Genomic DNA, 21,285 nt, shown 5'->3' with positions numbered 1-21,285 from the left:
CCAGCGGGACGGCCGTACGGTAAGCGGCAGCCATCAACGAGAAAGTCGAGCATGCGCGTCGGCCCCAGCCAGGAGGAGATCCGCAGGAGCAACCTCGGTGCTCTCCTGCGCTCCGTGCACCTCCACGGCGCCATGTCCCGCGCCGACCTGACCACGAGCCTGGGACTCAACCGCAGCACGATCGGCGCGCTCACCGCCGACCTCGCGGCGGCCGGGCTCGTCAGCGAGGGCGTCCCCCGCGAGCAGCGCGGCCGCGCCGGCCGGCCCTCCCTGGTCGTGCGGCCCGAGTCGGAGCACGTGTACGTGTTCGCGTTCGCCGTCGAGGTCGACCGGATCGTCGCCGCCCGCGTCGGGCTCGGCGGGGTCGTGCTCGACCGGCACGCCGCCGTCCGGGAACGCGGCGACCGCAGCGCCGCGCAGGTCGTCGCGCCGATCGCCGACTTCGTCCGGAAGATGCAGAAGGCCGCCCCGCCCGGGGCGAGGCTCGTCGGCAACGCCGCGGCGGTCTCCGCCATGGTGCGCCGCGAGGACGGGTTCGTCCGGCTCGGCCCCGAGCTCGGCTGGGTCGACCAGCCGCTCGGCGAGGCCCTCGCCGACGTCGTCATCAGCACCGGCGTCGACCTGTTCCCCGCCACCGGCGTGCGCACCGCCCCGGCGGGCATCGTGCCCGCGCAGCGCACGCCGCAGGCCCACGACCTGGTCGACCCGTCCGGCGCGGTGACCCGGTCCGCCCGGCCCGGCGGTACCGACGCCGCCGACGACACCGACGAGGACTTCGGCGAGCCGGACGGTCCCGAGCCGGCGCCGACCCGGGCGCTGGTGCAGGTGCGCAACAACGCCGACCTCGCCGCGCTCGCCGAGCACGCCCGCGGCGCCGCCGTCGGCTGCGACAACGTCGTCTACCTCTACGGCGACGCCGGCGTCGGCGGCGGCATCATCGCCGCCGGGCGCCCCGTCACCGGCCACGGCGGCTACGGCGGCGAGGTCGGGCACATGGTCGTCAACCCCGCCGGCAAGCCGTGCAGCTGCGGCTCCCACGGCTGCTGGGAGACCGAGATCGGCGAACACGCGCTGCTCGCCGCCGCCGGCCGCAACCCGTCGTCCGGGCGCGACGGCATCCTCGCCGTCGTCGACGCGGCCGGGCGGGGCGACGCCTCGGCGCAGGCGGCGGTCCGGCAGGTCGGCGACTGGCTCGGCTTCGGCGTGGCGAACCTCGTCAACATCTTCAACCCGGAGATGGTGATCTTCGGAGGCACGCTGCGGGAGGTGTACCTCGCATCCGCCGCACAGGTGCGCAGCCGCCTCAACCGCAACGCGCTGCCCGCCTGCCGCGAGCACGTCCGGCTGCGGACCCCGGTCCTCGGCGAGGACGCCGCCCTGCTCGGCGCCGCCGAGCTCGCGTTCGAGCCGCTCTTCGCCGACCCCCTCGATTTCGCGTAACCAGCAATTCCGTAATTCCGGGTGCGGTGCGGTTGCCGGGCCCCGCGACGCCTCAGCTCTCCTGCCCGTCACCCGATCTTTCCTGGCGCTGGACGGGAACCACGACGGGAGGCGACATTGCTGGGCAGGCTGCGGCACGTCGTCCCGACGCGTGGGTACGCGATCCTGTGCGGCTCCGCCGCCGCCGTCACCGCCCTGCTGTTCGTCGCGCTCGTCACCGGCGCCGGCGGGCCCATCGTCGCCCAGAACACGTCCAACGTCGCGCTCTTCGCCGCCGCGCTCGCCGCCGCGTGGGGGTGCCTGACGAAGGCGCTGGGCAAGGGCCCCGTCGCGCGCCGGGTGCGCTGGTCGTGGGCGCTGACCGGGCTCGGCGCGTTCTCCTGGGGCGTCGGGCAGATGTTCTGCATCTGGTACGAGACGATCCTGGGCACCGAGGTGCCGTTCCCGTCCCTCGCGGACGCCGGCTACTTCTGGATGATGCCGTTCACCGCGGCCGGGCTGCTCGTGCTGCCGATGAGCCGGCAGAGCGTCGCCCAGCAGGCCCGCAGCATTCTCGACGGGCTCATGATCGCCGCGTCGCTGCTGCTCATCACCTGGATCCTGATCCTGGGCCCGCTCGCCCGGCAGGGCGCCGACAGCTTCCTCGCGCTGCTGGTCACCCTCTGGTACCCGGGCGGCGACGTCGTCGTGCTCACCGTCGTGCTGTTCATGCTCGCCCGGCTGCGCGCCGGCGGGCAGCGGCCCATGTCGCTGCCGCTGGTCGGGACCGGCCTGGCCGCGTTCACCGTGTCCGACAGCGGCTACGCGTACCTGACGCTCATCGACAACTACGGCTCCGGCGCCGTGCTCGACCTCGGCTGGTTCGTCGGGTTCGTGCTGATCCTCGTCGCGTCCCGCAAACCCGACCGTGAGCACGCGGCCGGCGACTCCGACGCGCTGACGCGTCCGCTCGGCGTCATGCTGCCCTACATCGCGGTCCTCGGCGCCCTGTGCACCAGCACGTTCGAGGTGCTCAGGCACGGCGCGCACGACCCGTTCGTGTCCTGGTCGCGGTCCGCGATCATCCTGCTCATCGTCGGCCGCCAGCTGCTCACCCTGCTGGAGAACCGCAACCTGACCCGCGACCTGGAGGACCGGGTCGAGGCCCGCACCGCCGAACTGCGAGCCAGCGAGCAGCGCTTCCAGGCGCTCGTGCAGCACAGCTCCGACGTCGTCACCGTCGTCGCCGTCGACGGCACCGTCACCTACCAGTCAGAGTCGATCACCCGCGTCTTCGGCTACGACCGCGAGCACATCGCCGGGCAGCGGCTCACCGGCTTCCTGCCCGACGAGGCCCGCGCCCGCCTCGAGGAGGCGTTCGGCGCGGTCGCCGACACCCCGTACGCCAGCCGGGTCGTGGAGATCCCGATGCGGCACGCCGACGGGCACTTCCGCCTCGCCGAGGTCACCGTCACCAACCTGCTCACCGACGCCAACGTGCAGGGTCTCGTGCTCAACTCCCGCGACATCTCCGAGCGCAAGGAGCTCGAGGACCAGCTCATCCACGAGGCGTTCCACGACGGGCTCACGAAGCTCGCGAACCGGGCCCTGTTCAAGGACCGGGTCGAGCTGGCGCTGCGCCGCCGCGGCGACGCCGACATCGCCGTGCTGTTCCTGGACCTCGACGGGTTCAAGGAGGTCAACGACAGCCTCGGCCACGCCGCCGGCGACCAGCTGCTCGTGCAGGTCGCCGACCGGCTCGCCGCCGCCGTGCGCCCCGGCGACACCGTCGCCCGTTTCGGCGGCGACGAGTTCGCGGTCCTCATCGACGTGGTGGACAATGCGGACGACGCCGACGACCTCGCCACCCGCATCATCGACGCCCTCGACCTGCAATTCGATATCGACAATACGGAAATTCACGTGCGGGGCTCGATCGGCATCGCCCTCACCGGCCCCGACGCCGCCGACGCCGACCAGCTCATGCGCAACGCCGACCTCGCCATGTACCGCGCGAAGGCCGCCGGCGAGGGCACCTTCGCCCGCTACGACCCGGCGATGCACTCCGGGCTCGTCGACCGGCTGCAGCTCGCCGCCGACCTGCGCCGCGCCTTGGAGGGCACTGGAGGCACGGGAGGCAATGGAGGCACTGAAGGCACCGGCGAGCTCGTCCTGTATTACCAGCCGACGATCGAGCTGCGCTCCGGCACCGTCACCGGCTTCGAGGCGCTCATACGCTGGAACCACCCCGTCCGGGGCATGATCTCCCCCGCCGACTTCATCCCGCTCGCCGAGTCGACCGGCCTCATCCGCCCCCTCGGCCAGTGGGTCCTCGCCGAGGCGTGCCGCCAGGGCGTCGAGTGGGGCGCCGGCGACCCGGACCGGGTGCTGACGATGGCCGTCAACGTCTCCGGCCGCCAGTTCGACCAGACCGACCTGCCCGCGATCGTCGCCGGCGTCCTCGCCGACACGGGGCTGCCGCCGGAGCGGCTGTGCCTGGAGATGACCGAGAGCGTCCTGATGACCGACACCGAGGAGAACCTCGCGGTCCTGCTCAGCCTCAAGGCGATCGGTGTCAGGCTCGCCATCGATGACTTCGGCACCGGCTACTCGTCCCTGGCATACCTGCGCCGCTTCCCCGTGGACACGCTGAAGATCGACCGTTCCTTCGTCGAGCGCATCGGCGGCGCCACCCCCGACGCGGCCCTCGCCCGCACGATCGTGCAGCTCGGGCAGAGCCTGGGGATGGCGACGGTCGCCGAGGGCATCGAGCAGTACGCGCAGTTCCTCGCGCTGCGCCGGATGGGCTGCGACCTCGCCCAGGGCTACTACTTCTCCCGCCCGCTCCCGGCGGACGAGGCCGGCGCCCTGCTGCGCGACCCGGCCGCCCTCGCCGCCTGAGGTCCCGGTTGCCGCACCGGTGCGGCCGCGTGGGGTTCGCCCCCGTCCAGCAACGCCACTCATGTCCAGGAACCGCCGGCGCGTGCCGATCTCATCGTGGGCGAGGCGCCTGCCGCCGCCCCACCGTGCGATCACCGGGCCATCACCAGGCCATCACAGGGCCATCACGAGAAGGAGCTCATTGATGACGGCTGCCATCACCGACCAGGCGCGTCTGGACCTGCCCGGCCACTGGCCGGCCGCCCTCGGGCCGCGGGCCCTGGCGGGTCTCGACATGCCCACGCCGTTCCTGGCAGTCGACCTGGACACCGTCGCGGACCGGTACACCGCGTTCGCCGCCGCGATCCCGGGCGTGTCCACGTTCTACGCGATGAAGTGCAACCCCAGCACCGACATCCTCGGCACGCTCGCCTCGCTCGGCGCCGGCTTCGAGGTCGCCTCCATCGGTGAGCTGCGGATGCTGCAGGAGATCGGTGTCGACCCCGCCGAGGTCCTGTACAGCAACCCGATCAAGCCACCCGCCGCGATCGTCGAGGCCCGCAAGGCCGGCCTGTGGCGCTTCAGCTTCGACTCCGAGGGTGAGCTGCACAAGCTCGCCCAGCTCGCCCCCGGCGCCGCCGTCTACATCCGGCTGCGCGTCGACGACTCCACCAGCAGCTTCCCGCTGTCGCGGAAGTTCGGCGCCGAGGCGCACGAGGCCCGGGCACTGCTGCTGCTCGCGCGGGAGCTGGGCCTGCGGCCGTACGGCGTCACCTTCCACGTCGGCTCGCAGTGCGCGACCACCAGCGCGTGGCGGCAGGCGATCGCGGCCGCCGGCCGGCTGATGGCGGCCCTCGCCACCGACGGCGTCCGCCTGGAGATGCTCGACCTCGGCGGCGGCTTCCCGGCCCGCTACGTCGAGCGGGTGCCGTCGCTGGCCCAGATCGCCGACGCGATCGTGCCGGCCCTCGACGAGCTGCTGCCGTACCGGCCGGCGGTCCTCGCCGCCGAGCCCGGCCGGCACCTCGTCGCGGAGAGCTCCGTCATGGTGTCCTCGGTGCTGGGCCGCGAGGTCCGGGCCGGGGAGAACTGGCTGTACCTCGACATCGGCGCCTACCACGGCATGATGGAGACGCAGCAGACGGTGCAGCAGTGGCGCTTCCCGCTGTGGACGTCGCGGACCGACCACGCGCTCGTGCCGCACCTGCCGTTCACCGTCACCGGCCCGTCCTGCGACAGCTCCGACACGATGTTCTACGGCGTCAACCTGCCGTCCACGATCGACGTCGGCGACCAGCTGTACATCGGCTCCGCCGGGGCGTACACGCTGAGCTACGCCTCCAACTTCAACGGCTTCCCGCCGCCGGAGCCCGTCTTCGTCGGCGGCGTCGCCCCGTCCCGGGTGCCGGTGCACCTGCCCGGTGCCCGGGTGGGCGGCAGCTGATGGCCACGGCCGTTGCGCCCCCGCGGACGCACCGGCCCACGCGCCCGTCCCGCCATCGCAGTGTGACCCCCGGCGGGCGCCGGCGCGCCGGGCGGTTGCGCGAGCTGATGGTGTCCGGGCTCGTCGACTCGTTCGGCCTGTCGCTGGGCTGGACCGTCTTCAACCTCGTCGCCGTGGACCGTGGCGGGCTCGCCCTCGCCGGGCTGTTCAACGCCGCCATGCTCATCGGCGTCGTGCTGTCCGCGCCCGTCACCGGCCGGCTCGCCCGGCACCTGCACGGGCGCACGCTGCTGCTGCTCGCCGGCGGGACCGAGGGCGTGCTGCGGGTGGCGACGCTCGCCGCGCTGCTCGCCGGCTGGGACGGCAAGCTCGTCGCGGCGGGCATCGTCGTCATGCACATCGCCGCCTACGCCGGGTTCGCCGCGATGCGGGCCGAGGTCGCCGCCGTCGATGCCCGGCCGCAGGCGATGACCCGCTATGCGCTGTCGATCGCCGCCGTCGAGGCCGCGGGGGCCGGCGTCGCGGCGCTGCTGCCGCTGCGGGGGCATTTCCAGCTGGCGGTGTTTCTCGTGTACGGGCTGAGCCTCGTCCCCACGATCCTCACCGCACGCAGAGCGCGCGTCCGCGACTCGGCGGGCGTCGACGCCGGCACCGACGCCGGACCCGGCCCGGCGAGGACGCGGGTCCGGCGGCGCCGCCCCCGGCTGCCGTGGCCGGTCCTCGCCGGTGGCGGGTTCGTCACGCTCCTCGCGGCCGGGCCCACCCTGCTGTCCGTGGCCCTCGCCAGCGAGCTGCACGGTCACACGGCGGTGGCGGGCGCGGCGATCGCGTTCAGCGCCGGCTGCCTGCTGTCGTCGTCGGCGGTCTCGCTCGTCGACCGGCTCCGGCTGCCGATCCAGGTCACCTGGCCGCTGTGGGGCGTCGGCATGCTGGCCGGCTGGCTGCTCGCCCCGGCGCACCTGCTCGGGCTGTTCTTCGCGCAGTTCCTGTCGGGGCTGTCGATGACGGCGTTCGAGGGCGGCATGGACGCCCGCATCGCCCGCGACGCCGCCCCGGGCACGGTGACGACGGTCCTTGCGTGGAGCGCCTCGACCCGGGCGCTCGGCGGGGCGGTCGCGGTGCGGCTGCTGCCGGCGCTGGTCGCCGCCCCGGCGATCGGCCTCACCAGCGGCGTGGCGGCGGCGACCCTCGCGGCGGCGGCGCTGTCGGCGTTCATCAAGCTCAGGACGGCCCGCTGAGCGGCCGCCCCCGGCGTTCAACCGGCTCAGGAAAGCCCGTCGAGCAGCTGCCGCGCGAGCGGTCCCGCGGAGGCGGGGTTCTGGCCGGTGTACAGGTTGCGGTCGACGACCGTGTACGGCTTCCAGACCTCGCCCCGGCTGAACTCGACGCCCATGGCGACGAGCTCGTCCTCGGCCAGCCACCTCGCCCGGCTCGCCAGCCCGACGGCTTCCTCCTCGTCGTTGGTGTACGCCGTGACGCGGTACCCGGCGAACGGCGACACCCCGTCGCGCCGGGTGGCGAGCAGGGCGACCGGCGCGTGACAGACCACGGCGAGGGGCGTGCCGGCCGCGAGCGCGGCGGTCAGCAGCCGTCCCGAGTCCGCGTCCTGCCACAGGTCCTCCATCGGCCCGTGCCCGCCGGGGTAGTACACCGCGTCGTAGTCCTCGAGGCGGGCGGTGGCGAGCGCGACCGGCCGCCGCAGCTCCCCGGCCCCGCGGATCACACCCTCCTGCTCCAGGGCGACCTGCTCGCCGCCGGCCATCGCCGGGCGCAGGCTCATCACGTCCACGTGCGGCACGACCCCGCCGGGTGTCGCCACCACGATCTCGTGCCCGGCGCCGGTGAGCGCGGCGTACGGCGCCGTGAACTCCTCGGCCCAGTAGCCGGTCGGGTGCCTGGTGCCGTCCCTGAGCGTCCAGTAGCTCGCCCCGGTCATCACGAACAGGATCTTTCCCATGCTCTGAATCGTCCCCGTTCCCGGCGCCCCGGCGACCACCTCGAGGAGTGACTCCCCGCCGGGGCCCCCGCCGCGGGCGGGGACGGTTACGCTCGTCGCTGTGCTGGACACCATGACCTGGCTGCACGAGCCTCCGAGCTGGTCGGTCGAGGACGGCGTCCTGCGGGCCGTCGCCGGCCCGCGCACCGACTTCTGGCGGGAGACGTTCTACGGCTGGACCACCGACAACGGGCACTTCTTCCACCGGCCGGTGTCCGGCGACTTCACCGCCGAGGTGCGGGTGTCCGCGCGGCACACGACCCGCTTCGACCAGGCCGGCATGATGGTCCGCGCCGACGAGCGCACCTGGTTGAAGACCGGTGTGGAGCTCACGTCGGGCGCCCTGCACGTCGGCACCGTGTTCACCCGCGGGTGCTCCGACGTGTCGATGGCGCCGGTCGCCGGCGCCGCGGCCGAGACCGCCGTGCGGGTGAGCCGCTTCGGCAGGGCGCTGACCGTCCACTGCCGAGCCGGCGACGGGCCGTGGCAGCTGCTGCGCCTCGGCCACCTCGACCTGCCCGAGACGGTGGACGTCGGGGTCATGTGCTGCTCGCCGGAGGGCGCCGGCCTCGAGGCGACGTTCCGCGACCTGCGGATCGGCCCGCCGATGTCGCGGGACAACCTCGAGTGACGCCCGAAGGCGACGTCGCGATGCACAGGCGGGTCTTGTAGCTACCCGGTCCGCTCGATCAGCAGGACGTTGTCGGTGACGGTGGCGGTCTGCCCGCCGGGGCCGGTCGCCACGCGCTGCGGCATGTCAGCCCGGCGCTTGACCCATCGTGCCGGGTCGAGCGCCAGGTCGGCGGCGGCCTCGTCCGGTGTGGGGAACCGCGTGGCCGGGTCCTGGTTCCACGACCAGGGCGCGATCGAGCCGTGGTCGACGACCAGCAGCAGCCCGCCGGGGCGCAGCGCCGCCGCCGCGGTCCGCAGCACCCGGGCGCGGTCCAGCGGGAGCGGGGTCTGCAGGTACTGCGCGGAGATCAGGTCGAACGTCCCGCCCGGGAAGCTGGTCGCCAGGTCGTGCCGCTCGGCGGTCACGTCGAGGTCGCCGGCGCGGGCCCGGATCCGCTCGACGGCGGTGCCGGAGACGTCGACGGCGGTGACCCGCCAGCCGTGCCGCGCGAGCCAGAACGTGTCACCGCCGGCCCCGCAGCCGAGGTCCAGCGCGGTGCCGGGGGTGCGCTGCCCGGCGGTCTCGACGAGCAGCGGGTTGGCCCGCTGCCCGGGCGCGCTGTGCGTGCGGTAGTGCTCGTCCCAGAAGTGTTCGGCCTCGCTCATGCCGTCCAGCGTCGCGGCGCCCGTTGCCTGGTTGCAACTCTTGTTGCGGATCCGCATGCTGGTGGCATGGGTGGTGCCGAGGACGACGTGCTCGCCGGGGTCGGGCCGCGCCTGCGCGCGCTGCGCCGCTCCCGCAACGCCACCCTCGCCGGCCTGGCCGCCGAGACCGGCCTGACCGCGAGCACCCTGTCCCGCCTGGAGACCGGCAAGCTCCGCCCCACCCTCGAGCAGCTGCTGCCCCTGGCCCGCGCCCACGGTGTCCCGCTCGACGACCTGGTCGCCGCGCCGCCCACCGGCGACCCCCGCATCCACCTGCGCCCCGTCCGCCGAGCGGGCATGACGGTGATCCCGCTGACCAACCGTCCCGGCGGTGTCCAGACGTACAAGGTGATCTATCCACCGGCGGGCCGCTCCCGCACCGTGCAGCTCCGGACCCACGACGGGCACGAGTGGTTCTACGTCCTCAACGGCCACGTCCGGCTCGTGCTCGGCACGCAGGACCTGCGGCTCGGCCCGGGCGAGGCGGCCGAGTTCGACACCCGCACCCCCCACTGGATCGGCAGCGCCGGCCCCCACCCCGCGGAGGTGCTCACCATGTTCGGCCCCCAGGGTGAGCGCGCCCACCTGTCGCCCCGCCCCGGCGGTCAGTGAGTGTCCGCGGCCGCGCCCTGGTCGGCCAGCCAGCCGGCGACGCGGTCGAGGACGGCGGGATCGACCGGGCGGCGGACCTCTTCCTTGTAGGCGCGCAGCGACGGCGCGCCGGGCCGGGTGCGCAGCAGGTGGGTGACGTCCGGGGCGGCCCAGGTCTGCACCGGGCCGGGCACGAGCTCGGCGATCGCGGCCAGGTCCGCGGGGTCGACCTGCAGGTCCTTGCCGCCGGTGACGGCGAGGACGGGCATCCCCAGCCGGGCCAGGTCGTCGCGCGGGTCGTGGTCGAGGTACTCGCGGAACCACTTCGCGTTGATCTTCGCGCCGCCGATGCGCGCGACGTCGGTGCCGGTGGCGCGGATCTTGTCGTGGTTGCGGCTGACCTGGCGGACCAGGTCGGTGCGCAGCAGCTTGAGCAGGCCGCGGACCGGGGCCGGCAGCGTGGGGGCGAGCATGCCCGCCTGCCGGCGCAGCACGGCGTCGCCGGGACGGGCGGCGCCGGCCAGCAGCACCACCGCGGCCGGCGCGGGCCGGCCGGCGCGTGCGACGTGCGGGCGGCGGCGATGGTCACCAGGGTCGCGCCCTCGCTGTGCCCGACGAGGAACAGCCGCCCTGCGTCGGTGTCGGGGCGCTCCGCCAGCGCGGTGAACGCGGCGACCACGTCGTCGGCGTTGTCGAAGAGCCCGGCCCGCATCCAGCCGTCCTTGCCCTCGACGGTGCCGTCGCGCAGCAGCCGGCTTCCGCCCACGCCACGCTTGTCGTAGCGCAGCGTGGCGATGCCGGCGCGGGCCAGGGCGTGCGCCAGCTGCCGGGTGGCGTCGATCGCCAGCCTCGGGGCGTTCGAGTCGCGGTCGACCGGCCCTGACCCGCTGACCAGCACCGCCGCGGGGAACGGCCCGGCACCGCCGGGCAGGATCAGCGCGCCCGCGAGGTGCGGAGCTGCTGCTGCATCCGGTCCGGCTGCGGATCGTGCAGGCCTTCCTCGGCGGCCGCGACCTCACCACGCTGCGGCTGCGCGAGCTGCTCCCCGACGTGGCGACCGCGACCCTCTACCGGCAGGTGGCCACCCTGGCCGAGGCCGGCGTGCTGGAGGTGGTCGAGGAGCGCCGGGTGCGCGGCGCCGCCGAGCGCACCTACCGACTGCACAGCGAGGCCATGGTCGTCGGCCCCGAGGCGGCCACGCGGTTGACCGTCGAGCAGCACCGCGCCGCGTTCGCCGCCTTCACCGCCGGCCTGCTCGCCGACTTCGACCGCTATCTCGCCCGCGGCGACGTCGACCTGGGCCGCGACCTGGTCGGCTACCGGCAGCTGGCGCTGCACCTGACCGACGAGGAGCTCACCGGCCTGATCGCCGAGCAGCGCGAGGCGGCCGCCCGGCGGGCGGCGCTGCCACCGGAAGGCCGCACCCGCCGGCTGCTGACCACCATCCTGATGCCGGCGGACTGAACCCACGGCGACCTCGCGAGGCCCTCCGGGATCCCGGAGGGCCTCGCCTGTCGGACCTACTGCTCGACCTCGACCGTGAACGTGGTCGTCCGGACCGTGCCCGAGGCGTCCCGGAACTGTCCCCACAGCCGGTACAGGCCCGGCCGGGGCAGGTCCGCGTGCACCGTCAGGTCCGGGCCGAACCGCGCCGACGGCAGCGCGAACACCGGCCGCCGCCGTTCATCGGTGGCCTCGGCGTGCTCGTGGGCGAAGCCGGAGCCGTCCAGCGGCATCACCACGACGTGGCCGGCCACGGCCAGGAACGGGCGCAGCCCGGTCACCGGGGCGCCGGTCGCGGCGTCGGCGAACCTGTACGTGAACGTGTTCCCGCCCAGCTTCGCGTCGCCGTCCAGGGTGACCCGCAGCCCGCCGACGACCTGGGTGCGCGGCGACGGCCCCGCCGGTCCGGCCGGCTCCGGCCGGGGGCCGTCCACCACCACCTCGTGCCGGTCGATCAGGTCGCTCATCTGGCCGCGGCGGCGGAACTCGGTGTGGATCAGGTAGCGGCCGGCGGTGGGGAACGTCAGCTCGGTCCGGAACTCGCCGGGCGTCCCCGTCGGCTCCGGGTGGATGTGCAGGAACGTGCCCAGGTCGTCGCGGGTGACGATGAAGTGCATCCACGCCTCATGGCTACGCCCGACGTCGGTGACCGGCCGGCCGGTGACGGCGTCGGAGATCCGGATCCGCGCGGTGGTGGGCCGGCCCGGCAGCGCGCCGGCCGGCACGTCCACCAGCACCCGGACGTCGTCCTCGGCCACCGGCCGCAGCGGGGTGTCCGTGGTCATCATGACGCTCATCGCGGGCCGCATCGGCATGCCAGTAGTCTGCGCCCAGGCGAGCACGCCGTTCATGCCGCGGCCGGCGGCCTCGGTACGGCTCAGCACGGTCAGCCCGGCGCCCACGCTCACCGCGAGCACGGCGATCCCGGTCAGGTAGGCGTAGTCGCCGAGCCGGGTCCACAGGCCGGTGCGGGCGGCGTCGAAACCGCGCAGCCGGGCCGCGTTCGTGATGACGCTGACCGAGCTCATCGCCATCGCGGCGGCCGCCAGCGACGGGTCGAGCAGGGTGCCGGTGACCGGGTACAGCAGGCCCGCGGCGATCGGGATGAGCAGCACGTTGTAGGCGAACGCCCACACCAGGCCCTGCTTGATCGTGGTGACCGTGCGCCGGGACAGCGCGATCGCCGAGACGATGCCGCGCAGGTCGCCGCCGACCAGCGTGATGTCGCTCGCCGCGATCGCCACGTCGGTGCCGGTGCCGATCGCGATCCCCAGGTCGGCCCGGGCCAGCGCCGGCGCGTCGTTGATGCCGTCGCCGACCATCGCCACCACCGCGCCCCGGTCCCGCAGCCGGGCGATGTGCGCGGCCTTGTCCTCGGGCCGCACGTCCGCGACGACGTGCTCGATGCCGACCTCGCGGGCGACCGCCGCGGCGGTCAACGGGTTGTCCCCGGTGAGCATCCACACGTCGAGGCCGTGCGCCCGGAGCTGGGCGACCGCCTCCCGGGACTCCGGCTTGACGGTGTCGGCGACGGCGATCAGCCCGGCCGGCTCGCCGTCGACCGCCACGTACATCGGGGTGCCGCCCTCGGTGGCGATCCGGTCCGCCTCGGCGGCCAGTGCCGCGACCGCGACCCCGGTGCGGCGCATCAGCGCGGCGTTGCCGATCAGGACGGCCCGGTCCCCGACGCGCGCCTCGACGCCGTGGCCCGGCAACGCGGTGAACGACCGCGCCGCCTGGACGGTCAGGTCCCGCTGCCGCGCGTACGCGACGATGGCCTCGCCCAGCGGATGTTCGGATCCCGCTTCGGCCGACGCGGCGAGGGCGAGCAGCTCGTCGGCCGTGAGCGCGCCGGCGGTGCGGACCCGGGTGACGGCCGGACGGCCACGGGTGATCGTGCCGGTCTTGTCCAGCACCACCGTCGTCAACCGCCGGGCCTGCTCCAGCGCCTCCCCGCCGGAGAGCAGGATGCCCAGCTCGGCCGCCTTGCCGGTGCCCACCATGGTGGCGGTCGGGGTCGCCAGGCCCAGCGCGCACGGGCAGGCGATGATCAGCACCGCGATCGCCGTGCCCAGGCCCAGCGTGAGCGCCTCGCCGTCCGGGCCGAACACCGCCCAACCGGCGAACGTGAGCAGCGCCGTGGCGATGACCGCGGGGACGAACCAGGCCGACACCCGGTCGACCAGCCGCTGCATCGGCGCCTTGGCGCCCTGCGCCCGCTCGACCAGCTGGACGATCTGCGCGAGGGTGGTGTCGGCGCCGACCGCGGTCGCCCGCATCAGCAGCGACCCGGTGCCGTTCATGCTGGCGCCGATCAGGCGGTCCCCCGCGGTCTTGTCGACCGGGAGGCTCTCCCCGGTGACCACGCTCTCGTCGACCGCGGACGCGCCCTCGGTCACGACGCCGTCGACCGGCACCTTCTCCCCGGGGCGGACCCGCACCAGGTCACCGACCACGACCTCGGCGAGCGGCACCTGCGTGTCGGTCCCGCCGCGGACCACCCGGGCGGTCGGCGGCTGCAGGTCCAGCAACGCCCGGATCGCCGCGCCCGCCCGGCGCATCGCCCGCGCCTCCATCCACCGGCCCATCAGCACCAGCGCGAGCACCACCACGGAGATCTCGAAGTACACGTGCAGCGGCAGCCCGGCCCGCTCCGCGGTCGCCGGCCACAGGGTGACGAACGCGCTGTAGCCGTACGCGACGGTGGTGCCCAACGCCACCAGGGTGTTCATGGTGACCGCGCGGTGCCTCGCGGCCGCCCACGCCGCGGCGAACAGCGGCCCACCGGCCCAGACCTGCACCACCGACGCGATGACCAGCAGCAGCGGCATCAGCCAGTCCATCGTGTCGATGGGCAACGGCACGTACATCAGCACCATCATCGCCAGGCCCACCGGCAGCGCGACCTGCCAGCGCCGCCGCAGCCCGGCCAGCTCCCGGTCGCGGTCGTCGACCGGTGCTTCGGTGCGCCGGGCCGGCTGACCCGCCGGCTGCCGCACCGCGGGTGGCGTCGCGGTGTACCCGGCCGCCCGGACCGCCTCGGCCATGTCGTGCGCGCCGACGCGGGCCGGGTCGTAGGTGACGGTCGCGACCTCGGTCGCCAGGTTCACCGCCGCCGCCTCGACACCGTCGAGGCGGACCAGCGCCTTCTCCACCCGGCCCACGCACGAGGCGCAGGTCATGCCACCGATGTCGAGCCGGCACGAGACCGCCGTCGGTGTCGTCATGTCGTCCTCCCTCGTCGGGCCCGCCGCGCGGGCCGATGCCGCAGACGTTGCCGGCACCCGCTGTCCGCGGGCTGGCCGTGCACTGGACAGGACCGGGGCCCGGACGGACAGCCGGCGGACAGCGGCGGCCCGCACGGTGATGGCACGTCCGGCGCCCCGCCACGGGGCGCCACCCGAGAGGAGCCACCATGACCGAGCAGCTGTTCTCCGTGCCCGGCATCACCTGCGGCCACTGCGCCACCGCCATCCGCCAGGAGGTCGCGGCGGTGCCCGGCGTCCGCCACGTCGACGTCGACATCACCGGCAGGACCGTCCGGGTCGCCGGCGGCGAGGACGGCGTGATCCGTGCCGCCATCGCCGAGGCCGGCTACGAGGCCGCCCGATGAGCACCGACGTGCACACGCTGGTCGTCGGCGGCGGCCAGGCCGGTCTGGCGACGGGCTACCACCTGCGCCGGGCCGGGATCGGCTGCGCCGTCCTCGACGCCCACCCGCGGGTCGGCGACGCCTGGCGGCGGCGCTGGGACTCGCTGACCCTGTTCACCCCGCGCCGCTTCGACGCGCTGCCCGGCCTGGCGTTCCCCGGCGACCCGGACGGCCACCCCGGCAAGGACGAGGTCGCCGACTACCTGGCCGGCTACGCCGAGCACTTCGCGCTGCCGGTGCACACCGGCTGCGCGGTGACCGGGCTCCGGCCGGCCACGGACGGCGGGTTCGTCGCGGAGACGGGCACCGGCGAGTGGACGGCACGGCAGGTCGTGGTGGCCGGCGGCGCCTTCCACACGCCGAGCGTGCCGGCGGTCGCCGCCCGGCTCGCCCCGTCGGTGGTCCAGCTGCACAGCAGCGACTACCGCAACCCCGCCGGGATCCCGGACGGCGACGTCGTGGTCGTCGGGGCCGGCAACACCGGCGTGCAGATCGCCGCCGAGCTCGCCGCGGCCGGCCGGCGCGTCACCATCGCGTACGACGAGCTGGGCCCGGTGTTGCCGCAGCGGCTGCTCGGCCGCGACATCTTCTGGTGGTTCTCCCGGCTGGGCACGATGGGCCTGTCCGGGGAACGCGGGATCGGCGCGCGGATCCGGGCGCAGAACCCCGTCATCGGCACGGACGTGCGGGGCCTGCTGCGCACCGTTCGCCGCACCGGACGGGTCGTCGACGCGGAACGGGACGCGCTGGTGTCCGCCGACGGCACCCGGCACCCCGTCGCCGCGGTGGTGTGGGCCACCGGGTTCCGGCCGAGCTACCCGTGGATGCACGTGCCGGTCCTCGACGGCCGCGGCGCGCCGGTGCACCGCGGCGGCGTGACGGACTGGCCCGGCCTGTACTTCGTCGGGCTGCCGTGGCAGCGGGCCCGCGGCTCGGCCGTGCTCGGCTGGGTCGGCCGCGACGCCGAGGTCATCGCCGGGCACGCCGCCGCCGCGGCTGGTCGCTACCGGACGGCTGTACGAACCGGCTGACCCGCCGCCGCACGTATGATCGTCGGCACCATGGGTGAGACATGTCAGAGCTGCTGATCCGGGTGCTCGGACCGGTCGAGGTCCAGGCACCCGGCCGTGCCGCGGTGTCCCCGGCGCCGTCGGTGCGCGCGCTGCTCGCCCGGCTCGCCGGGTCGCCGGGCCGGGTGATGTCAGCGGACGCCCTCACCGACGCCCTGTGGGGCGAGGAGCTGCCCGCCGACGCGGCGAACGCGCTGCAGATCCGCGTGTCGAAGCTGCGCCGCGTGCTGGCGTCCGCCGGACTCGACGCGGCCGTGCTCACCACCCGCGCCCCGGGCTACCAGCTCACCCTGCCGCCGGAGGCGGTGGACGCGCACCGCTTCGACACGGCGGTCGCCCGGGCCCGCACGGCCGCCGACCAGGAGGCGGCGCTCGCCGCGTACGACGAGGCGCTGGGCCTGTGGCGCGGGCCGGCGCTCGCCGACGTCGGCGAGACGGACTGGGTCCGCGCCGAGCGGCTGCGCCTGGAGGAGCTGCGGCTCGCCGCGCTGGAGGACCGGCTGGAGCTGCTGGTGGACACCGGGCGGCACGCCGCGGTCGTGGCCGAGCTGGAGTCGATGGTGGCGGAGCACCCGCTGCGCGAGCGGCTGCACCGGCTGCTGATGCTGGCGCTGTACCGGGCCGGCCGGCAGGCGGACGCGCTCGCCGTCGAGCAGCGGCTGCGGCACCGGCTCGCCGAGGAGCTCGGCATCGACCCGTCACCGGACCTGCGGGCGCTGACCGAAGCCATCCTGCGCCAGCAGATTCCGTCCGCCGCACCGGCGGCACCGGCGAAGCCGGCCACTTCGGCGAGGCCCGCCGCGTCGGTGGCCGTGCCCGCTCGCCTGTCGTCGTTCCTCGGGCGCGACGCGGACCTCCGCACGACGCTGCGGGAGCTGCGCGCCGCCCGCCTGGTCACGCTCACCGGCCCCGGCGGCGTCGGCAAGACCACCCTCTCGCTGGAGACCGCGCGGCTCGTCGAGCCGGCGATCGCCGACACCGTCCACATCATCCGGCTCGCCGCCCTCGCCCCGGACGCCGACGTGGCCGGGGCGTTCGCCGCCCAGCTCGGCGTGCAGACCCCCGGCCCCGGTGCGCCGGCCGCCGAGGCCGTCGCCGAGCACCTGCGGCAGCGGCGGGCGCTGCTCGTGGTGGACAACTGCGAACACGTCGTGGACGCCACCGCCACCGTCGTCGAGCACCTGCTGCAGGCCACCACCGGCGTTCGGGTGCTGGCCACCAGCCGGGAGGCCCTGGCCGTCGCCGGGGAGACCCAGGTCGCCGTGGGCCCGCTCGCCGTGCCGGACGAGACCGCCGCCCCGGACGAGATCGCCGCCTCCCCCGCCGTCCGCCTGTTCCTGGACCGCGCCCGCAGCGTGCGGCCCGGCCTGGAGCTGGACGCCGGCGCCGCGCGGGCCGTCGCGGCCATCTGCCGCCGGCTCGACGGCATGCCGCTGGCGATCGAGCTGGCCGCGGCCCGGGCCAAGGCGCTGCCCCCGGCCGAGATCGCGGACCGGCTCCGGGACCGGTTCGCGCTGCTGACGGCCGGGCCGCGCAGCAGCGAGGCCCGGCACCGCACGCTGCGCGCCACCATCGACTGGAGCCACGACCTGCTGCCAGAGGGCGAGCGGCGCCTGCTGCGCCGGCTGGCCGTGTTCCGCGGCGGCTGGACGCTGGACGCGGCCGAGCAGGTGTGCGGGTTCGGTGGCAGCGCGCCCGCCGACGTCGCGGACCTGCTGTTCCGCCTCGTCGACCAGTCCCTGGTGACCGCCGACCCGGACACCGGCCGGTTCCGGCTGCTGGTCACGATCCGCGAGTACGCGTGGATGAAGCTGCGCGAGGCCGGCGAGGAGGACGACTGCCGGCGGCGGCACCTCGCGCACTACATCGCGATGGCCGAGGAGCACGGCCCGCTCGTGCGCTACACCGGCCCGGCGTGGGACCTGCTGGTGGAGGACCAGGACAACCTGCGCGCCGCCATCGAGTTCTGCGTCGAGCGCGTCGCCGAGCCGCCGGAGCCCGGCCTGCGCCTCGCCGCGGCCCTCGTGCCGTTCTGGAACTACGGACCCCGCTACGAGGGCGTCCGCGCCATCACCGCGCTGCTGGAGCGCGGCGGGTCGGACGCCGCCCGGGCCCGCGCGCTGCAGGGGCTGGCGCTGCTGTACGTCTACTACCCCACGCCCGAGTCACGGGCCGCCGCCCGCGAAAGCCTCGCGTTGTTCACCGCACTCGGGCTCGACCACGAGGCCGCCGTCTCCCGCATCGTCGTCGCCTTCGAGGGGCAGTACGGCGGCGACCCCGAGGAGCACCGGGCGCTGATCCGGCGCAGCCGCGAGGACCTGGGCGAGCAGGACGGCGGCTGGTGGCACGCCATGACCTACTACGTGGAGGCGCTGATCAACCTGCGGTGCAGCGAGTTCGAGGACTCGGTGCGCGACTGGCGGCGCAGCCTCGACCTGCTCGGCGCCGCCGACGACCGGATGATGAGCAGCGCCGCCCGCGCCCACCTGGGCGTCGCGCTGCGCCAGACCGGCCGCCTCGACGAGGCGCTGACCCAGCTGCGGTCCGCGGCCGACGAGTGCCGGGCGCTCGGCTCGCTGCACGGCCTCGCGTTCGCCCTCGTGCACCTGGCGCACACCCGGCTCGACCTGGGCGAGACCGAGCGCGTGCCGGCCGAGCTGGCCGAGGCCGACGAGATCGCCCGGCGGGTCCGCAACCCGCGCAACCCGGCGTGGGCGGCCTGGGGGCGGGCCCGGCTGGCCCTGACCCGCGGCGACGCCACGGCCGCGGCGGACGACCTGCGGCGGGCCCTGGAACTCCTCGAGGACCGGGAGTTCCCGTGGGCCCGCGACCAGCTCCGGGCGGCCTACGCCGAGGCCACCGCCGCTGACCTGCCGGTGACCGGCCACTAGCCTCCGGGCACCGGGAAGCCGGCCCGGTCCCGGGCCGCCCGCACCTCGGCGGCGTCCACGTCGCCGGAGACCGCCAGCAGCCCCTCGCCCACCTGCAGCGACACCACGCCCGGCACGTCGCTGACGTGCCGGCTGAGCAGCCGCACGCAGCGCCGGCACAGGTCGGGCGGCACCGCGACAGTCACTTCGTCACGCATGCGGACAGCGTGCCGCGGGCCGCTGTCCGCCCGCTGTCCGCCGCCGCTCAGCGGGCGGCCAGGGCACGGACAGCCGGCGCCGCGAGTCTTCGGCGTGTCAGCACACCGCCGACGACGCCAGGAGGTCCGTCGTGCATCCCCTCTTCCTCACCGACTACGTCCGGGAACGCCACGCGGACCTGGTCCGCGACGCCGAGGCGTACCGCTCCGCCCGCCGCGCACGCATCCGCATCCCCGTCCGCCGGCGTACCGCCGCGGCCGAATCCTGATCTGAGGAGCCACGTCCATGAGCATCAGCACCGCACCCCACCGCACCATCGCCGTCGAGGCCCGTGCCGTCGTCAAGACGTACGGGCGGGGCGACACGGCGGTGCGCGCCCTCGACGGCGCCACCCTGACCATCCCGGCCGGGCAGTTCGCCGCCGTGATGGGCCCGTCCGGCTCCGGGAAGTCCACCCTCATGCACACGCTCGCCGGGCTGGACGACGCCGACGCCGGCCAGGTCCTGCTCGGCGACACCGACGTGACCCGCCTGAGCGAGCGGCAGCGCACCCTGCTGCGCCGCGACCGGATCGGGTTCGTCTTCCAGAGCTTCAACCTGGTGCCGACGCTCACCGCGGCCGAGAACATCGCGCTGCCGCTGCGGCTGGCCGGCCGCCGGCCCGACGCCGTCTGGGTGGACCGGCTGGTCACCACCCTCGGCCTGGCGGACCGGCTGCACCACCGGCCCGCGCAGCTGTCCGGTGGCCAGCAGCAGCGGGTGGCGGTGGCCCGGGCGCTCGTCACCCGCCCCGAGATCGTGTTCGCCGACGAACCCACCGGAAACCTCGACTCCCGCTCCGGGGAGGCGCTGCTGGACTTCCTCCGCCACGCCGCACACGACCTCGGGCAGACGATCGTCATGGTCACCCACGACCCGCACGCCGCCGCGTACGCCGACCGGGTCGTCTTCCTCGCCGACGGCCGGGTCGTCGACGAGCTCGCCGAGCCCACCGTCGCCGCCGTGCTGTCCCGGATGTCCGGCCTCGACACCGTCACCACCACCCGGAAGGAGCGCTGACGACCATGTGGCGTCTCATCCTGCGCACCGCCCTGGCCCACCGGGCCCGGCTGGCGTTCACCATGCTCGCCGTCGTCCTCGGCGTCACCTTCGTCAGCGGCACCCTGGTCCTCACCGACACCTCCCGGCAGGTCCTCGACGACCAGTTCCGGACCGCGACGGCCGGCACCGACCTCACCGTCCGCGACGCCGCGGCCTTCGACTCGGCGATGGGCGTCGAGGTCGAACGCGACCCGCTGAGCGCGGCGACGGTCGCCCAGGTCCGGGCCCTGCCGGGTGTGGCGGGCGCCGAACCGGTCGTCCGCGGGCAGGGCCTGCTGGTCGCCGGGGGCACCGCGATCGTCCCCTCCGGCCCGTCCCTGCTGCAGTCCTGGACCCCGCCGCCGGTCGGCGCGTTCACGCTGCGCGCCGGACGGGCACCCGCCGCCGACGGCGAGGTGGTCATCGACGCCGCCACCGCCGATCGCCACCACATCACCCTCGGGCAGACCGTCACCGTCCACGCCGAGACCGACCTGACCGCGCAGGTCGTCGGCCTGGCCGGGTTCGGTGACCGGCCCGGCCTGCCGAACAGCACGGTGGCCCTGGTCAGCCTGCCGACCGCGCAGCGGATGCTGGGGCTCGGCGACGGCGTGACCGAGCTGGCCGTGACGGCGGCCGACGGCGTGGACACCGGCGCGCTGCGGCGCAGCATCGGTGCCGCGCTCGGCTCCGGCTACGAGGTGACCACCGGCCGCGACGTCGCGGCCGCCGCCTCCGCCGCCGCCCAGAACCAGGTCGGCTACCTGGAGGTGATGCTGCTGGCGCTGGCCGCGGCCGGCCTGCTCGTCGGCGCCTTCCTCATCGCCAACACGTTCTCCATCGTGGTCACCCAGCGCACCCACGAGCTGGCCGTGCTGCGGGCCACCGGCGCCACCGGCCGCCAGGTGCTCGGCTCGGTGCTCGGCGAGGCGTTCCTCGTCGGCGTCGCCGCGTCGGCGCTCGGCCTCGGCACGGGCATCGGCGCCGCGATCGGGCTGCGCGGCCTGGCCGGCGCGTTCGGCATCGCGCTGCCGGACGGCGCGATGGTGATCACCGCCCGCACGGTGCTGGTGTCGCTTGCCGTCGGCGTGCTCGTCACGGTGCTGGCCGCATACGGCCCGGCCCGCCGCGCCGCCCGGGTCGCCCCGGTCGCGGCGATGCGCCGGTCGGCGGCCGCCGAGCCGATCGGCGCCGCCCGCACCGTCGCCGGCGCGGTCGCGGCCGCCGCCGGGGTCGCCGGGGTC

Annotated in this window: 18 protein-coding genes and 1 pseudogene; 13 read left to right on the top strand and 6 right to left on the bottom strand. The window is 75.2% G+C overall.

Annotated elements, in window-relative coordinates; translation table 11 throughout:
- The first annotated feature begins 51 nt into the window (after positions 1-51).
- The 4 genes from AB0I21_RS30355 to AB0I21_RS30340 all read left to right on the top strand — a co-directional run bounded on the left by AB0I21_RS30355 (position 52) and on the right by AB0I21_RS30340 (position 6,981).
- On the top strand, positions 52-1,440 hold the full coding sequence (locus AB0I21_RS30355) for an ROK family protein (protein ID WP_360566258.1): 1,389 nt from the start codon (positions 52-54) through the stop codon (positions 1,438-1,440).
- Between the two features lie 117 nt (positions 1,441-1,557).
- Positions 1,558-4,320, top strand: a complete 2,763-nt coding sequence (locus AB0I21_RS30350; protein WP_360566256.1) for an EAL domain-containing protein — start codon at positions 1,558-1,560, stop codon at positions 4,318-4,320.
- Positions 4,321-4,504: 184 nt separating this feature from the next.
- A complete protein-coding gene (locus tag AB0I21_RS30345) occupies positions 4,505-5,743 on the top strand; it encodes a type III PLP-dependent enzyme (protein ID WP_360566255.1) in 1,239 nt (412 codons plus the stop codon).
- Positions 5,744-5,805: 62 nt separating this feature from the next.
- On the top strand, positions 5,806-6,981 hold the full coding sequence (locus AB0I21_RS30340; protein WP_360566253.1) for an MFS transporter: 1,176 nt from the start codon (positions 5,806-5,808) through the stop codon (positions 6,979-6,981).
- Positions 6,982-7,007: 26 nt separating this feature from the next.
- On the opposite strand, the gene AB0I21_RS30335 is transcribed toward AB0I21_RS30340, so the two are convergent.
- Complete coding sequence (locus AB0I21_RS30335) at positions 7,008-7,700, bottom strand: type 1 glutamine amidotransferase domain-containing protein (RefSeq protein ID WP_360566251.1); 693 nt, start codon at positions 7,698-7,700, stop codon at positions 7,008-7,010.
- A 100-nt stretch (positions 7,701-7,800) separates the two neighbouring features.
- On the opposite strand from AB0I21_RS30335, the gene AB0I21_RS30330 reads away from it, so the two are divergent.
- Positions 7,801-8,370, top strand: coding sequence for a DUF1349 domain-containing protein (locus tag AB0I21_RS30330; RefSeq protein ID WP_360566249.1), 570 nt, complete (start codon positions 7,801-7,803; stop codon positions 8,368-8,370).
- Between the two features lie 41 nt (positions 8,371-8,411).
- Here the strand turns inward: AB0I21_RS30330 and AB0I21_RS30325 are convergent, their stop codons facing one another.
- A complete protein-coding gene (locus AB0I21_RS30325; protein ID WP_360566248.1) occupies positions 8,412-9,017 on the bottom strand; it encodes a class I SAM-dependent methyltransferase in 606 nt (201 codons plus the stop codon).
- A gap of 66 nt (positions 9,018-9,083) precedes the next feature.
- On the opposite strand from AB0I21_RS30325, the gene AB0I21_RS30320 reads away from it, so the two are divergent.
- Positions 9,084-9,668 carry an XRE family transcriptional regulator gene (locus AB0I21_RS30320; RefSeq protein WP_360566246.1) on the top strand — a complete coding sequence of 195 codons (585 nt, stop codon included), beginning with the start codon at positions 9,084-9,086 and terminating at the stop codon, positions 9,666-9,668.
- Here the strand turns inward: AB0I21_RS30320 and AB0I21_RS30315 are convergent.
- Together AB0I21_RS30315 and AB0I21_RS30310 are read right to left on the bottom strand one after the other, a co-directional pair.
- A complete protein-coding gene (locus AB0I21_RS30315) occupies positions 9,662-10,180 on the bottom strand; it encodes a hypothetical protein (protein ID WP_360566244.1) in 519 nt (172 codons plus the stop codon). The genes AB0I21_RS30320 and AB0I21_RS30315 overlap by 7 nt on opposite strands.
- 86 nt (positions 10,181-10,266) lie before the next feature.
- Positions 10,267-10,545, bottom strand: a pseudogene (locus tag AB0I21_RS30310) (hypothetical protein); the annotation flags it as partial.
- Positions 10,546-10,604: 59 nt separating this feature from the next.
- On the opposite strand from AB0I21_RS30310, the gene AB0I21_RS30305 reads away from it, so the two are divergent.
- Positions 10,605-11,111 carry a helix-turn-helix domain-containing protein gene (locus AB0I21_RS30305; protein ID WP_360566372.1) on the top strand — a complete coding sequence of 169 codons (507 nt, stop codon included), beginning with the start codon at positions 10,605-10,607 and terminating at the stop codon, positions 11,109-11,111.
- Positions 11,112-11,167: 56 nt separating this feature from the next.
- On the opposite strand, the gene AB0I21_RS30300 is transcribed toward AB0I21_RS30305, so the two are convergent.
- Positions 11,168-14,377 (bottom strand): heavy metal translocating P-type ATPase, encoded by a 3,210-nt coding sequence (locus tag AB0I21_RS30300; RefSeq protein ID WP_360566242.1) that lies wholly within the window; start codon positions 14,375-14,377, stop codon positions 11,168-11,170.
- 188 nt (positions 14,378-14,565) lie between these two features.
- On the opposite strand from AB0I21_RS30300, the gene AB0I21_RS30295 reads away from it, so the two are divergent.
- Genes AB0I21_RS30295 through AB0I21_RS30285 form a run of 3 tightly spaced genes read left to right on the top strand, consistent with a single transcriptional unit; the run spans position 14,566 to position 18,763 of the window.
- Positions 14,566-14,763 carry a heavy-metal-associated domain-containing protein gene (locus AB0I21_RS30295; protein WP_360566240.1) on the top strand — a complete coding sequence of 66 codons (198 nt, stop codon included), beginning with the start codon at positions 14,566-14,568 and terminating at the stop codon, positions 14,761-14,763.
- Positions 14,760-15,833 carry an NAD(P)-binding domain-containing protein gene (locus AB0I21_RS30290; protein WP_360566238.1) on the top strand — a complete coding sequence of 358 codons (1,074 nt, stop codon included), beginning with the start codon at positions 14,760-14,762 and terminating at the stop codon, positions 15,831-15,833. Before AB0I21_RS30295 ends, AB0I21_RS30290 begins: the two co-directional genes overlap by 4 nt.
- A 41-nt stretch (positions 15,834-15,874) precedes the next feature.
- Positions 15,875-18,763 carry a BTAD domain-containing putative transcriptional regulator gene (locus AB0I21_RS30285; RefSeq protein WP_360566237.1) on the top strand — a complete coding sequence of 963 codons (2,889 nt, stop codon included), beginning with the start codon at positions 15,875-15,877 and terminating at the stop codon, positions 18,761-18,763.
- Here the strand turns inward: AB0I21_RS30285 and AB0I21_RS30280 are convergent.
- On the bottom strand, positions 18,760-18,960 hold the full coding sequence (locus AB0I21_RS30280; protein WP_360566235.1) for a hypothetical protein: 201 nt from the start codon (positions 18,958-18,960) through the stop codon (positions 18,760-18,762). The genes AB0I21_RS30285 and AB0I21_RS30280 overlap by 4 nt on opposite strands.
- 131 nt (positions 18,961-19,091) lie before the next feature.
- Between AB0I21_RS30280 and AB0I21_RS30275 the strand changes: the two genes are divergently transcribed.
- From AB0I21_RS30275 to AB0I21_RS30265, 3 genes are all read left to right on the top strand, one after another.
- Positions 19,092-19,229, top strand: coding sequence for a hypothetical protein (locus tag AB0I21_RS30275; protein WP_360566233.1), 138 nt, complete (start codon positions 19,092-19,094; stop codon positions 19,227-19,229).
- Between the two features lie 17 nt (positions 19,230-19,246).
- Positions 19,247-20,020 carry an ABC transporter ATP-binding protein gene (locus AB0I21_RS30270; protein WP_360566231.1) on the top strand — a complete coding sequence of 258 codons (774 nt, stop codon included), beginning with the start codon at positions 19,247-19,249 and terminating at the stop codon, positions 20,018-20,020.
- A gap of 5 nt (positions 20,021-20,025) precedes the next feature.
- Positions 20,026-21,285, top strand: a 1,260-nt coding sequence (locus tag AB0I21_RS30265; RefSeq protein WP_360566229.1) for an ABC transporter permease, incomplete at its 3' end; no start/stop codon positions are given.

Origin of the sequence: Dactylosporangium sp. NPDC050588 (genome assembly GCF_040654975.1) — a bacterium.
GTDB classification, from domain to species: Bacteria; Actinomycetota; Actinomycetes; order Mycobacteriales; family Micromonosporaceae; genus Dactylosporangium; species Dactylosporangium maewongense.
This window is presented reverse-complemented; position numbering and strand designations above follow the sequence as displayed.